General features: G+C 59.6%; 13 protein-coding genes and 1 tRNA gene. 9 read left to right on the forward strand and 5 right to left on the reverse strand.

All coding sequences use genetic code 11. The annotated features are described in order from the left end of the window. Positions 1 to 26: 26 nt before the first annotated feature. Positions 27 to 350 (forward strand): hypothetical protein, encoded by a 324-nt coding sequence (locus tag VOI23_RS09220; RefSeq protein WP_323784377.1) that lies wholly within the window; start codon positions 27 to 29, stop codon positions 348 to 350. On the opposite strand, the gene ureC is transcribed toward VOI23_RS09220, so the two are convergent. From ureC to VOI23_RS09245, 5 genes are read right to left on the reverse strand one after another with little or no spacing between them, the layout of a single operon-like run. After that, complete coding sequence (gene ureC / locus VOI23_RS09225) at positions 347 to 2,107, reverse strand: urease subunit alpha (protein ID WP_323784379.1); 1,761 nt, start codon at positions 2,105 to 2,107, stop codon at positions 347 to 349. The two genes, VOI23_RS09220 and ureC, sit on opposite strands and share 4 nt — an antisense overlap. Before the next feature lie 21 nt (positions 2,108 to 2,128). Further along, on the reverse strand, positions 2,129 to 2,518 hold the full coding sequence (locus VOI23_RS09230; RefSeq protein ID WP_323784381.1) for a lysozyme inhibitor LprI family protein: 390 nt from the start codon (positions 2,516 to 2,518) through the stop codon (positions 2,129 to 2,131). Next, a complete protein-coding gene (locus VOI23_RS09235; RefSeq protein WP_323784383.1) occupies positions 2,515 to 2,820 on the reverse strand; it encodes an urease subunit beta in 306 nt (101 codons plus the stop codon). Before VOI23_RS09235 ends, VOI23_RS09230 begins: the two co-directional genes overlap by 4 nt. 41 nt (positions 2,821 to 2,861) lie before the next feature. Then, positions 2,862 to 3,164 (reverse strand): urease subunit gamma, encoded by a 303-nt coding sequence (locus VOI23_RS09240; RefSeq protein WP_323784385.1) that lies wholly within the window; start codon positions 3,162 to 3,164, stop codon positions 2,862 to 2,864. Between the two features lies 1 nt (position 3,165). After that, positions 3,166 to 3,942 (reverse strand): urease accessory protein UreD, encoded by a 777-nt coding sequence (locus VOI23_RS09245; RefSeq protein ID WP_323784388.1) that lies wholly within the window; start codon positions 3,940 to 3,942, stop codon positions 3,166 to 3,168. A 470-nt stretch (positions 3,943 to 4,412) separates the two neighbouring features. Between VOI23_RS09245 and urtA the strand changes: the two genes are divergently transcribed. The 8 genes from urtA to VOI23_RS09285 all read left to right on the forward strand — a co-directional run bounded on the left by urtA (position 4,413) and on the right by VOI23_RS09285 (position 13,066). After that, entirely contained in the window at positions 4,413 to 5,693 is a 1,281-nt protein-coding gene (gene urtA, locus VOI23_RS09250; protein WP_323784390.1) for an urea ABC transporter substrate-binding protein, read from the forward strand. Positions 5,694 to 5,763: 70 nt separating this feature from the next. Next, positions 5,764 to 7,719, forward strand: coding sequence for an urea ABC transporter permease subunit UrtB (gene urtB, locus VOI23_RS09255; protein ID WP_323784393.1), 1,956 nt, complete (start codon positions 5,764 to 5,766; stop codon positions 7,717 to 7,719). Between the two features lies 1 nt (position 7,720). Continuing rightward, positions 7,721 to 8,950, forward strand: coding sequence for an urea ABC transporter permease subunit UrtC (gene urtC, locus VOI23_RS09260; RefSeq protein ID WP_323784395.1), 1,230 nt, complete (start codon positions 7,721 to 7,723; stop codon positions 8,948 to 8,950). Beyond that, positions 8,950 to 9,690: an urea ABC transporter ATP-binding protein UrtD gene (gene urtD / locus VOI23_RS09265; protein ID WP_323784397.1), complete on the forward strand. Its 741-nt coding sequence runs from the start codon at positions 8,950 to 8,952 to the stop codon at positions 9,688 to 9,690. The genes urtC and urtD overlap by 1 nt, the downstream gene beginning before the upstream one ends. Before the next feature lie 3 nt (positions 9,691 to 9,693). Continuing rightward, positions 9,694 to 10,389 carry an urea ABC transporter ATP-binding subunit UrtE gene (gene urtE / locus VOI23_RS09270; protein ID WP_323784399.1) on the forward strand — a complete coding sequence of 232 codons (696 nt, stop codon included), beginning with the start codon at positions 9,694 to 9,696 and terminating at the stop codon, positions 10,387 to 10,389. A gap of 91 nt (positions 10,390 to 10,480) precedes the next feature. Continuing rightward, positions 10,481 to 10,557 (forward strand) — tRNA-Met (locus VOI23_RS09275). Positions 10,558 to 11,071: 514 nt separating this feature from the next. Further along, a complete protein-coding gene (locus tag VOI23_RS09280) occupies positions 11,072 to 12,700 on the forward strand; it encodes a methyl-accepting chemotaxis protein (protein ID WP_323784401.1) in 1,629 nt (542 codons plus the stop codon). Positions 12,701 to 12,769: 69 nt separating this feature from the next. Then, a complete protein-coding gene (locus tag VOI23_RS09285) occupies positions 12,770 to 13,066 on the forward strand; it encodes a hypothetical protein (RefSeq protein WP_323784403.1) in 297 nt (98 codons plus the stop codon). Position 13,067 lies beyond the last annotated feature (1 nt).

The following is a 13,067-nucleotide window of genomic DNA, read 5'->3' on the forward strand; positions in this document are numbered from 1 at the left end:
TTTAAACGGTAAAAGGGGAAGTACTCATGATGATGAAATTTGGCCTTGCGGACGAGCTTGCCGACATTCGTGAAGAAATCGCGCGTTTGCGTGAAAAGGAGGCGGCGGTTCAGGCCGCGATCCTGAGCTTCGAAGGGCCAGTGCCAGCCGGACGCTTCCACCGCATCGAACTGATCGAACGTCGGGAGTTGGTGTTCGACAAGGACCGCCTGCCCGAAAAAGTCAGGGACAATCCCCGGTTCTGGCGGCAAAAGGTCAGCCAGAGCGTGCGCTGCCTGCCGATCCGGCCGCAGCTGGACCGTCCGGGTTGGCCGATCCGCCGATTGGTGTCGTCTTCGCTGAGCCATTAGAACATGAAATAACGCTGTGCCATCGGCAGAACATCTGCCGGTTGGCAGGTCAGCAATTCGCCGTCGGCGCGCACCTCGTAGGTTTCGGGATTGACCTCGATATGCGGGGTGGCGTCATTCAGCCTCAGGTCCTTTTTGCCGATATTGCGGGTGTTCTGCACCGCGACGGTCTGTTTCGCCAGCCCCAGCGTGGCGCCGATGCCCTCGGCCTGCGCGGCGGCGGACACGAAGGTGACGGCGGATTGTTCCACCGACCGGCCATAGGCGCCGAACATCGGGCGGCTGTACACCGGTTGCGGCGTTGGAATCGACGCGTTGGGATCGCCCATCTGCGCCATCACGATTGTGCCTGCCATCAGAACCATTTCCGGTTTTACCCCGAAAAACGCCGGGTTCCATAGCACCAGATCGGCGCGCTTGCCTTCCTCGATACTGCCGATTTCGTGGCTGATGCCATGCGCGATGGCCGGGTTGATGGTGTATTTGGCGATATAGCGGCGGACGCGGAAATTGTCGTTTTCGCCGACCTCCTCGGGCAAACGCCCGCGCTGTTTCTTCATCTTGTCGGCGGTCTGCCAGGTGCGGATCAGCACCTCGCCCACCCGGCCCATCGCCTGACTGTCGCTGGCGATAATGCTGAAGGCGCCCATATCGTGCAGAATGTCCTCGGCGGCGATGGTTTCGCGACGGATCCGGCTTTCGGCGAAAGCGACGTCTTCGGGGATTGATTTGTCCAGATGGTGACAGACCATCAGCATGTCGAGATGTTCATCGACGGTGTTGACCGTGAACGGCCGCGTCGGGTTAGTCGAGGACGGCAGCACGTGGTCTTCGCCGCAGATCTTGATAATGTCGGGGGCGTGGCCACCGCCCGCGCCCTCGGTATGGAAGGCGTGGATGGTGCGGCCCTTCATCGCCGCCACGGTGTGTTCGACAAAACCGGATTCGTTCAGCGTATCGGTGTGGATCATCACCTGCACGTCCCAGGCGTCAGCGACCGACAGGCAGCAATCGATGGCGGCGGGGGTGGTGCCCCAGTCTTCGTGCAGTTTCAGCGCACAGGCGCCGCCCTTGATCTGTTCCTCCAGCGCCGCCGGAAGCGAGGCGTTGCCCTTTCCCGCAAAAGCGAGGTTCATCGGGAAGGCGTCCGCGGCCTGCAGCATCCGGCCGATATGCCACGGGCCCGGGGTGCAGGTGGTGGCCAGCGTGCCATGCGCCGGGCCGGTGCCGCCGCCGAGCATGGTGGTCAGGCCCGAATGCAGCGCGTCCTCGATCTGCTGCGGGCAGATGAAATGAATATGGCTGTCGAACCCGCCAGCGGTCAGGATGCGGCCTTCGCCCGCGATCACCTCTGTGCCCGGTCCGACGATGATGTCGACACCCGGTTGCGTATCGGGATTGCCCGCCTTGCCGATCTTGGCGATGCGGCCGTTCTTCAGCCCGACATCGGCTTTGTAGATGCCTGTGTGATCGACGATCAGCGCGTTGGTGATGACGGTGTCCACCGCGCCGCCCGCGCGGGTGACCTGGGATTGCCCCATGCCGTCGCGGATCACCTTGCCACCGCCGAACTTGACTTCTTCGCCATAGGCCAGCGCATTGGCCCCAGACCCGCCGCTGGCGGCGGCACCGGCGCGTTCGGCGATCAGGTCGCGTTCAACCTCGATGATCAGGTCGGTATCGGCCAGGCGCAGCCTGTCGCCGGTGGTGGGGCCGTACATGGCGGCATAATCGGAACGGGATATCTTGGCAGGCATCGGTACGGGTCCCTTTCAGGCTCAATTCATCTCGGACAGGCTGCGCAACTCTTCGGTGCGCTGCCGGGTCAGGCGTTCTTTGCAGCTCAAAACCATCAGCGGTTCCATCGACCCGCCCCGAAAGGCAAAGCCTTCGGCGGCACAGGCATTGTCGCGGAACGGGATCCAGGCGCGCTGGGCATCGCGCAGCGCGGCTTCGGCCCCTTTCAGGTTTTCGGGCAGATAACTGTCGGTGGTCCGCATGAAATCGCGGGCCATCTGATAGGCCAGATTCAAATCCTCATCGGCATATTGCCACATCTGATAGGCGCATTGGTTCATGTCCTGCTGGGTCTGCGGGGCGCTGCAATCGAGCGCCTGCGCGGCACCGGATGTGGCCAGCAAGGCAGACAGGGTGATAATCAGTTTCACAGTTTGCCCATCACTTTCTGATTGAATCCGTAAATCGCGCGGTTGCCCGAAACCGGGACCAGCGTCACCTCGCGCCGCTGGCCCGGTTCGAACCGCACCGCGGTCCCGGCAGCGATGTCCAGCCGCATGCCGCGTGCGGCGCCGCGGTCGAAATCGAGCGCCGGGTTGGTTTCATGGAAATGGTAGTGCGATCCGACCTGCACCGGGCGGTCGCCGGTATTGGCCACCATCAGGGTGATGGTTTCGCGGTCGGCGTTCAGCTCCAGCTCGCCTGCCGCGGGAAACAATTCACCGGGGATCATGGGCGCCTCTCCTCTTTCATCTTGCTAAAAATACTCAAAATTCAACGGATCGGATCGTGGACCGTCACCAGCTTGGTGCCGTCCGGGAAGGTTGCTTCGACCTGCACTTCATGGATCATCTCGGCGATGCCTTCCATGCACTGGTCGCGGCTGATCACCTGCGCGCCCGCCTCCATCATCTCTGCGACCGAACGGCCGTCGCGGGCACCTTCAACCACCGCGTCGGTGATCAGCGCGATCGCTTCGGGATGGTTCAGTTTGACGCCGCGCGCCAGCCGTTTGCGGGCCACTTCGGCCGCCATTGCGACCATCAATTTGTCTTTTTCTCTGGGTGTGAGATTCATGTCAGATCATCCAGGTTCTGGGAAGGTTGCCCCCGTTCAGGCAGGTCAGAACGGGAAGTAGGGTTTTGCGCAGTTCGAACCCGTCAAGGCTTAGAAGGCGCAGATAAAGCAGACCCGGCCGGATCACCGATGCCCCGGCGCTGTCCGGCAGCAGAGCGCGGATTTGCGGCAGCAGGCTGTCGGCTTCGTCGGTGGTGGTTGCCAGCAGGACCGTGGCCATCGCGCCCGCGCCCGCACCGATGGCGGTGCGCGCCATATGTGCCCGCAGATCGCCCTGCAATCGCATCGTGTCGGCAAAGATCAGGCTGCCGTCGCGGATCACCCGGATCTGGTCGGTCAACTGCGCAGCGTCCACGGTTTCACCCATCGCCGCGCGGCCAAAGATCAAGGGTTCGGCCAGTAGCAGGCGGGCGTTACCCGACAGATTGACCGTCAATCGACGGATCAATGCGGCGCGGTCGAAAAGGATGGTTTCCTGCGGCAACCAGTCTAGCCTTGCGCCGTCTGCGGCGCTGAGGTCGGTTTCGATCTGGCCGACCTCGCCGGGCTGGGCGCGGTAGATCCGTTCGGAGGCTTGCGTGGACAGGCGCAGATGGCTGCCTGCCTTTGCCCCGGCGTGCAGCGACAGGTGGTCGCCACCGGTAACACCGCCCGCAGTGTTGAGCAGAATGCCGGTCAGTTCCTTACCGTCTCCGCGCGGGAACAGCATCTTCATGCAGCCGGATGTGCGCAAATCGGAGAGGGCCGAGCGGTCGCCGCGCAACTTGGAAAACACCATTGCCGTGCCTTCTGCACGGGGCTGCTGCGAAATAGGCAGGCCTGATGATATTTTGGCCGCGATAGTGATGATCCCCTCCAGCATTCATGCCTTTGCACGGAATCGGTCGCACAAAGCGCAGCAGCTTGGAAGTGGAACGCTTAAAAAACGGGCTGAGGGTGGATTTCGACTAAATATGAGCCCAATTAATGGGCGCTAGCCTTGGGTTTTGCTTAAAAAATAACCAAATGCGGCAGTGCAGCAAAACGGATGTGCCGGGAAAGTTGCGCGGTTGGCTGCTTCCGACCTCTCTTGGCTCTGCCCCCAGGGAAATGCGTTTCCTGCACGGGGCGTGTGACGACCGCAAGGATGTGGAAATCGAACGGCCGTCACACTGGTGCAACAAATCACATGTTGCGGGGGATCACGTAAGCGGTCCGGCGTTGCCGGACAAGACTTGCATATAAAAAAGCCCCGCCTGGAGGATAACTATGACTTTTCTGAAATCCACGCTTGCGGGGGCTTTGGCTCTGGGCGCGCTGAGCCTTCCGGCCGCCGCCGCCGAAGACACCATCAAGATTGGCGTGCTGCATTCGCTGTCCGGGACGATGGCGATCTCGGAAACCACGCTGAAAGACACGATGCTGATGCTGATCGACGAACAGAACGCCAAGGGCGGCGTGCTGGGCAAGCAATTGGAAGCGGTTGTCGTCGACCCGGCGTCCGACTGGCCGCTGTTTGCTGAAAAAGCGCGCGAATTGCTGACGGTGCAGGATGTTGACGTGATGTTCGGCTGCTGGACCTCGGTATCGCGCAAATCGGTTCTGCCGGTCATCGAAGAACTGAACGGGTTGCTGTTCTACCCGGTGCAGTATGAGGGCGAAGAAAGCTCGAAAAACGTATTCTACACCGGTGCGGCGCCGAACCAGCAGGCGATCCCGGCGACCGATTATTTCCTCGATGAGTTGGGAGTCGAAAAATTCGCGCTGCTGGGGACTGACTATGTCTATCCGCGTACCACCAACAACATTCTGGAAAGCTACCTGAAGGGCAAAGGCATCGCCGAAGAGGATATCTTCGTCAACTACACCCCCTTCGGCCATTCCGATTGGTCGAAAATCGTGGCCGATGTCGTGGCTCTGGGCGCGGATGGTAAAAAGGTCGGCGTGATCAGCACCATCAATGGCGACGCCAATATCGGTTTTTACAAGGAACTGGCTGCTGCCGGTATTTCGGCTGATGACATTCCGGTCGTGGCCTTCTCGGTCGGCGAAGAGGAATTGTCGGGTCTCGACACCGCCAACCTGGTTGGCCATCTGGCAGCCTGGAACTATTTCCAGTCGGCTGAATCCGAACTGAACGACGAATTCGTCGCCGCCTGGAAGGCCAAGATGGGCGACGAACGCGTTACCAATGACCCGATGGAAGCGCATTTCATCGGCTTCAACATGTGGGTGAACGCGGTTGAAGCGGCCGGTACCACCGATGTCGACGCGGTTTCCGCCGCCATGATCGGCCAGGAATATCCGAACCTGACCGGTGGCACTTCGGTCATGCTGCCGAACCATCACCTGGCCAAGCCGGTTCTGATCGGCGAAATCCAGGCAGACGGTCAGTTCGACATCATCAGCCAGACTACCGAAGTGCCGGGCGACGCCTGGACCGATTTCCTGCCGGAATCGGCGGTGCTGAAGTCGGATTGGAAAGATCTGGGTTGCGGTATGTACAACACCGAAACCGAAAGCTGCGTTCAGATCAAATCGAACTACTGATTGAACGTTTGGGTGGGCACCGACCGGGTGCCCGCCCACCCCTTCCCCAAAATACCCCAGGTTCCCAGAAATGCGGCAGCTTCTCACCCTGTTCAGCGCAGTGATCCTGCTCGCGCTTTCGCTCCCGGCGCAGGCCGGTCCGGTGCAGGATATCCTGCAAGAGCACAGCGCACTCATCTCCAAATCATCGCGCAAGACGATTCAGCCCGCTATTGATGCACTGGCCAATAGCGGTCTGCCGCAGGCGCAGGCGGTTTTGCAGACCTGGCAGAGCAAGGACATGTGGTTGCGGACCGGGGATGGGCTGTTCTTTCGCGGTGAAACGCTACCCTCGGGCACCATCCGGCTGAGCGATTTCGACAGCGGCGAAGCTGTCGGTGAGGCCGACAAGAAAACGCTGAAACAGCTCAAACCCAATTCCGGGGTGCGGGCGCTGATCGGGACCGCGCTGGTGCAGTTTCAACTGTCCGATCCCGATCCGGCGCGACGCGCTGAGGCATTGACCGCTATCGAACGAGCGCCCGATGCGTCCACCCTGCTGCCGCTGCGGGCTTCGATCGAAAGCGAAACCGATCCCGACTTGAAGGCACGCAAAATCCGTACCGAACGGTTGCAGACGATTTCCTTCGATCCCGACGATGATGCCCGGATTACGGCGCTTGCCGCGATCAAGGGCGATCTGGGGGTCGATGTGCGCGCGGCTCTGAACCCGATCCTGACCTCCAAACGTAAGGTTTTTGCCGGTGAGCCACCAGCGGGGCTGAATATCGCGCGGGCATTAAAACCGGGGTCGGACGATCTGACCGAAACCGAAGCCTATGATCTGATCGTTGCTGCCGGTCTGGGTGTGCCGCGGCTGACGCCCGAAGCGCTGCGCGCGGCCATGCTGAACAACATTGCGGATGGCATGGTCGGCGGCGTGCCGGTGGCCGAATTGAATACGCAGGCGGCACGGGAACGCGCCTATGCCGGTCTGGTCAAGGCCGGGATCGTCCCCGCCGCCGTCACCGATGCAGAGGCCGCCCAAGCGGTCCGGGCGCATCGTTTTGTCGATATCTATGACGAACCGTCTCAGGCAGTAACAGATGCCGCCAGCGCGACGCTCGATGCGATTGAAACCAAGGTGGCGCTCAATCAGGCGCTCGATCTCGGGCTTGATGCACTATCGCTCGCCTCGATCTATTTTCTGGCCGCGATCGGGCTGGCCATCACCTTTGGCGTGATGGGGGTGATCAATATGGCGCATGGCGAATTCATCATGATGGGCGCCTATACCGGTTACGTGGTGCAGCAGATCATCCCCAACTACACCGTCTCGATCATTGTCGCCATCCCGATGGCCTTTGCCGTGACCTTCGCTGCGGGCGTGGCGATGGAACGGCTGGTGATCCGCTGGCTCTATTCACGGCCTCTAGAAACCCTGTTGGCGACTTTCGGTATTTCCATCGCATTACAGCAGATCGCCAAGAACATCTTTGGCACCCAGGCGCGGCCCTTGACCTCGCCCGGTTGGCTCGACGGGGCGTGGGTGCTCAACGACGTGGTGGCGATCAGCTATATCCGCATCGCGATCTTCGTTCTGGCGATGATATTTCTCGGGTTTTTCCTGTTCCTGATGAAGAAAACCCGGCTGGGTCTGGAAACCCGCGCGGTGACGCAGAACCCGCGCATGGCGGCCAGCATGGGGATCAACCCGGATCGGGTCAACATGCTGACCTTTGGGCTTGGTTCCGGCATTGCCGGCATCGCCGGTGTCGCCATCGGGCTTTATGCCAAGGTGACCAGTGAGCTGGGGGCCGATTATATCGTGCAAAGCTTCATGACCGTGGTGGTGGGTGGCGTTGGCAATATCTGGGGTACGCTGCTGGGCGCGACCATGATCGGATCGTTGCAAAAAGGGATCGAATGGCTGAACCCGTCCAACACGCTGGCGGCGCAGACCTACATGATCATCTTCATCATCATCTTTATCCAGTTCCGGCCAAGAGGCATCATCGCCCTCAAGGGCCGCGCCGCGGGAGATTGACATGAAAAACAGTTTTCTGATGCGCAACCCGTCCGTGCTTATCTTCCTCGGCCTGCTGGCGCTGTTCACCCTCGCCGTCACCTTGATGTCCGAAGCCACCGGCGCGGGTTTGATTTCCACCAGTTTCGTCAAAACGCTGGGCAAGACTTTGTGCCTGTGCCTGATTGCCATCGCGATGGATCTGGTCTGGGGCTATACCGGCATTCTCAGCCTTGGCCATTTCGCCTTCTTTGGCTTGGGTGGCTACATGATCGGGATGTGGCTGATGTATGAACGCACCCGCCAGATCGTCGAAACATCCTTGGCCAATGCTGAAATTCCACCCACTTCCCAGGAAGTGGTCGATGCCATCGGCAGCCAGATATTCGGCGTGGTGGGCAGTAGCGATTTTCCCGCTGTATGGGCCTTTGCCGACAGTCTTTCCCTCCAGCTCATCCTCGTGGTCGCGGTGCCGGGACTTCTGGCGCTGGTCTTCGGCTGGCTGGCCTTCCGGTCCCGCGTGACCGGCGTCTACCTGTCGATCCTGACCCAGGCGATGACGCTGGCGCTGGCGCTTTACCTGTTCCAGAACGACAGCGGGTTGCGCGGCAATAACGGGCTTTCCGGGTTGCAGAACCTGCCGGGTGCCGATGATATCCCGCAAAGTCTGGTGTCGATCTGGTTCTTCTGGGCCTCGGCGCTGGCGCTTGGTCTTGGTTATCTTCTGGCGGCCTTCGTGGTGTCGGGCAAGTTCGGCAGCGTCATCCGCGGTATCCGCGATGACGAAGCGCGGGTGCGGTTCCTTGGCTATTCGGTCGAAGGCTACAAGCTGTTCATCTTCGTCATCACCGCGATGATTTCGGGCATTGCGGGGGCGCTTTACTACCCGCAGGCGGGCATTATCAACCCGGCTGAAATCGCCCCCATCGCCTCGATCTACCTCGCGGTCTGGGTCGCCATCGGCGGGCGCGGCCGGCTTTATGGTGCGGTGATCGGGGCGGCCTTGGTGTCTCTGGTATCCACATGGTTCACCGGCGGACAGGTGCCCGATCTGCCGCTGGGCGGCTATACCGTGAAATGGGTCGATTGGTGGCAGGTGCTTTTGGGTCTCAGTTTCGTCCTGGTCACGTTGTTCGCCCCCAAGGGCATTGGCGGACTGATCGATCTTCTCGACGGCATTCGCAGTCCCAACCGGCACGGCGCGCCCTTGGGCCCCGGAAGCGGGTCGTTGCAGGAAAAGGAGGCACAGTAATGAGCACGCTTCTGGAAGTGTCCGGCGTTTCGGTCAGTTTCGACGGCTTCAAGGCGATCAACAATCTGTCGTTCCAGATAGGTCAGGCCGAGATGCGCGCCATTATCGGGCCGAACGGCGCGGGCAAAACCACCTTCATGGATATCGTCACTGGCAAGACGCGACCCGATGCGGGCCGGGTGATCTGGGGTGAAAAATCGGTGTCTTTGCTAAAAATGTCCGAGGCCCGTATCGCCCGTGAAGGGGTGGGGCGCAAATTTCAGCGCCCAACCGTGTTCGAAGATCAGAGTGTCCACGACAATCTGCTGATGGCGTTGAAGAATGACCGCAAACCGTGGGCGGTGCTGTTCTTCAGGCCGAAATTCAGGGACCTGGCCCGGGTCGAAGAACTGGCCAGTGAAATCGGCCTGAGTGCCGAACTGGCGCGCAAGGCCGGAGAGCTGAGCCACGGTCAGAAACAATGGTTGGAAATTGGCATGTTGCTGGCGCAGGAACCGCGTTTATTGCTGGTCGATGAACCCGCCGCCGGAATGACATTGTCGGAACGCGAACACACCACCGACATCCTGGTCGAGGCGGCCAAGACCCGCGCTGTCGTGGTTGTCGAACATGACATGGAATTCGTCCGGCGACTGAATTGCAAGGTCACGGTGCTGCATGAAGGGTCGGTTCTGGCCGAAGGATCGCTGGACCATGTCACCCAAAACAAAGACGTCATCGACGTATATCTGGGGCGCTGAGAGATGCTGAAGATCGACAACCTGACCCTGCATTACGGCAGTTCGCAAATCCTCAACGGGGTTTCGCTGGAGGCCCAAACCGGCAAGGTGACCTGTGTCATGGGCACCAATGGGGTCGGTAAAACGTCGCTGCTCAAGGCGATATCAGGCACTCATTTGCGTTCCGGTGGCACGATGGAACTGGACGGCGAAGACCTGGGCCGTTTGCCGGCGCATCAGTTGGCCAAGAAGGGCATTGGATATGTGCCGCAGGGACGAATGATTTTTCCGCTGCTGACGGTGCAGGAAAACATGGAAACCGCCTATGCCTGCCTGCCGCGGTCGGAACATGTCATCCCCGGAGAAATTTACGAACTGTTCCCGATCCTGAAGGAATTCCTGCATCGTCGGGGCGGCGACCTGTCGGGTGGGCAACAACAGCAGCTGGCCATCGCGCGGGCGATGATCACCAAGCCGAAACTATTGCTGCTGGATGAACCTACCGAAGGCATTCAGCCCAATATCATTCAACAAATCGGCCGGGTGATCGAATATCTGCGCGATCAGGGCAATATGGCGATCGTTCTGGTCGAACAGTATTTCGATTTCGCCTATGCGCTGGCGGATGATTTCGTGGTGATGCGGCGCGGCTCGGTGTTGAAACGCGGGACCAAATCGGAAGTGACCCGGGATGAACTGGTCGAGGCGGTTTCGGTCTGACCGGTTTGACCGTTGCGATGAAAAAGAGTCGACCCGGCGCATTTTCGCCCTTGACGCCATCGCCCTGCTTTCGTAATTCGCATTCCACTTTGGCGGTGTAGCTCAGTTGGTTAGAGCAGCGGAATCATAATCCGCGTGTCCGGGGTTCAAGTCCCTGCACCGCCACCATTCCCCTACAGCAGAAAGACGATGATCCGCCGCCATCTGCGCGTGGAGCACAGTGCCGATATTGGGGCATTTTGCCATCGAAAGGGTATCCGCCGCAGGGACTGCCGGTAGGACGAATGTCGCGGTGCCCTTACCATAAATAGCGAGTCGCCGCGATTTGCTGCCTGCCATTCGTTGGCTTGCCAAGGTTCAAATGAGTCGGATTATCCATCAATAAGGCGGTGTGTCCCAGACTTTCGACTAAGTTTCGCTCTCAAGCGTGATGCGACCTTAGTCACATTCGTTGATCCCTGTAAAATTCCCCGTTTCATGCCGTTTTCATAGTCAGAGCGCTTCGTGCGTGTTTCGTGATGGTAACGGTTTTGGGTGTGTTCGAATGTACGGATCAGTCTCGACATTGAGTTCTTCGACAGCGCAACCGCGTCACGATTTCATTTCGGAATGCGGTTTGGCCTCCAGCGAGAGGGCTGCGCCCTTTTCCCAAGTACATAGTTCTGCCTCAGAAGGATAAACCATGCGGTTCACACTCAAAGCCCGGTTGGCTCTGACTTTTCTTTTCATTCTGAGCATGTTTGCCGGCAGCATGTATTTTGCTGTCAGTGAGATGCAAAAAGCCAATGCGACCTTCGATCGTGTGGTTAATGTCGAGATGGCCAAGGTCAACATCATCGAGGAAATCGCGGCCACGGAAAGCGCCTTGCGCAGTGTGGTTTCAGAAATCCTGATCCCTTTGCCGACCGGAGAACCCGAGCGGATACCGGGTATGATGAAGGAAATCGACCGGCTGAACGGTGTCTATAACGGGCTGGTCAAGGAACTGCAGGCGAATGTCGATGAGGAAACTCAGAACTCGCTGTCACAGTTGCAGACGATGCATGACCTTGCCTATGAAACCAACCAGACATCGCTGGAATACAGTCAGAGCGGATCCAAGGGGAAGGCCCGGGCGGCGACGATCCTGTACCATAACGGATCGCGCGACGCGACGAATGCAGCACTGGATGTGCTGACCGGCCTGACCGAAACGGTGAACACCGGAATGCAGGCCGAAGTGGAAAAAGCCAAGGCGGCGCTGTCCGAAACGGTGCGCAACATGTCGATCCTGGTTGTGGTTGGCTTCGTGATCAGCGGCATTTCGGCGTTGCTTATCCTGCGCAGCATTTCGTCGGGGTTCAAACGGTCGATCGAACTGGCCCGCCGTGTGGCCGAAGGCGATCTGCGTGAAACCGCCACTGTGACAGGCAATAACGAAATCAGCGATCTGTTGAACGTTCAGAACGAGATGGTCCTGCGTCTGCGCGATACCGTTGAAAACGTGGCATCGGCCGTGCGCAACCTGGCGTCGGGCGCCAACCAGATGGCGGGAACGTCGGAATCGTTGTCCGAAGGGGCGTCGGTTCAGGCCGGGTCGACCGAAGAAGTGTCGGCCGCGGTCGAAGAAATGTCGGCCAATATCAGCGCCAGTTCGGACAATGCGACCACGACCGAGGAAATCGCAACCAGAGCCGCAAACGATGCACAAGCATCGGGCGATGCGGTGTCCGAGGCGGTCGACGCGATGAAAACCATCGGCGAACGCATCATGATCTTGCAGGAAATCGCCCGTCAGACCGACCTGTTGGCGCTGAACGCAGCCGTTGAGGCGGCCCGCGCCGGTGAACATGGTCGTGGTTTTGCGGTGGTCGCTTCTGAAGTGCGCAAGCTGGCCGAGAACAGCCAGAAAGCCGCTGCCGAAATTTCAGCCCTGTCCGCGAATACTGTTACCTCGGCAACAAAAGCGGGCGAGATGCTGAAGGAACTGGTGCCCAATATCGAAAAGACCTCTTCGCTGGTCAGCGACATTTCTTCAGCGTCGCGCGAATTGGCGATCGGGTCGACCCAGATCAGTGAATCGGTTCAGCGTCTCGACAGCGTGACACAGGCAAACACCTCGGCTTCGGAAGAAATGTCGAGCGCGGCAACCGAGCTGTCGAGCCAGGCTGAACAACTGGCCGAAGTGATTTCTTTCTTTCAGGTCGATGAACGCATCGTGTCGCACGACGTGGTCGAGGAAGGTGACGAAGAAGAGGGCGGGGCCGACCTGTACCTCGGTGACGACGGCGAAAGCGACAAAGACGGCGCCGATTTCAAACTCGCCTCGTAAACCCCTGCCTGGCGAGGGCACCGTGCCCCGCCATCCCTGCGTATGCGAATAACAGACAAGGAACATTCAATGCCCGATACGGCCCTGCAGATCACCCTGGATAGCGCCAGCACATTCGAAACGCTGGTTCCGTTCCGCGACGCGCTCGTCGGACTGCCTGAGGGAAAAACGGCAGCGCTTGATCTGGATCTGGCCGAGGATGCGCCGCCGTCAGTGTTGTTCGCATTCGGCCAGCTACTTGCCGCTGCTGAAAAGGAAAGCCGCGTGAGCCCGGAAAATCTGGCCGATCTGGCCGAAGCACATGTCCCGTTCAGCGCAATGTTGGCGCAGACGGGGCTGGGATCCGTTTTGACTGAAACGGCATAAG

Origin of the sequence: Thalassovita sp., assembly GCF_034670005.1 — a bacterium.
GTDB lineage: Bacteria > Pseudomonadota > Alphaproteobacteria > Rhodobacterales > Rhodobacteraceae > Thalassobius.

Excerpts from the sequence above, each read along its gene's own strand:
- VOI23_RS09220 (WP_323784377.1), top strand. The coding sequence starts at position 27 with ATGATGATGAAATTTGGCCTTGCGGACGAGCTTGCCGACATTCGTGAA.
- ureC (WP_323784379.1), bottom strand. The coding sequence starts at position 2,107 with ATGCCTGCCAAGATATCCCGTTCCGATTATGCCGCCATGTACGGCCCC.
- VOI23_RS09235 (WP_323784383.1), bottom strand. The coding sequence starts at position 2,820 with ATGATCCCCGGTGAATTGTTTCCCGCGGCAGGCGAGCTGGAGCTGAAC.
- VOI23_RS09240 (WP_323784385.1), bottom strand. The coding sequence starts at position 3,164 with ATGAATCTCACACCCAGAGAAAAAGACAAATTGATGGTCGCAATGGCG.
- VOI23_RS09245 (WP_323784388.1), bottom strand. The coding sequence starts at position 3,942 with ATGGTGTTTTCCAAGTTGCGCGGCGACCGCTCGGCCCTCTCCGATTTG.
- urtA (WP_323784390.1), top strand. The coding sequence starts at position 4,413 with ATGACTTTTCTGAAATCCACGCTTGCGGGGGCTTTGGCTCTGGGCGCG.
- urtB (WP_323784393.1), top strand. The coding sequence starts at position 5,764 with ATGCGGCAGCTTCTCACCCTGTTCAGCGCAGTGATCCTGCTCGCGCTT.
- urtC (WP_323784395.1), top strand. The coding sequence starts at position 7,721 with ATGAAAAACAGTTTTCTGATGCGCAACCCGTCCGTGCTTATCTTCCTC.
- urtD (WP_323784397.1), top strand. The coding sequence starts at position 8,950 with ATGAGCACGCTTCTGGAAGTGTCCGGCGTTTCGGTCAGTTTCGACGGC.
- urtE (WP_323784399.1), top strand. The coding sequence starts at position 9,694 with ATGCTGAAGATCGACAACCTGACCCTGCATTACGGCAGTTCGCAAATC.
- VOI23_RS09280 (WP_323784401.1), top strand. The coding sequence starts at position 11,072 with ATGCGGTTCACACTCAAAGCCCGGTTGGCTCTGACTTTTCTTTTCATT.
- VOI23_RS09285 (WP_323784403.1), top strand. The coding sequence starts at position 12,770 with ATGCCCGATACGGCCCTGCAGATCACCCTGGATAGCGCCAGCACATTC.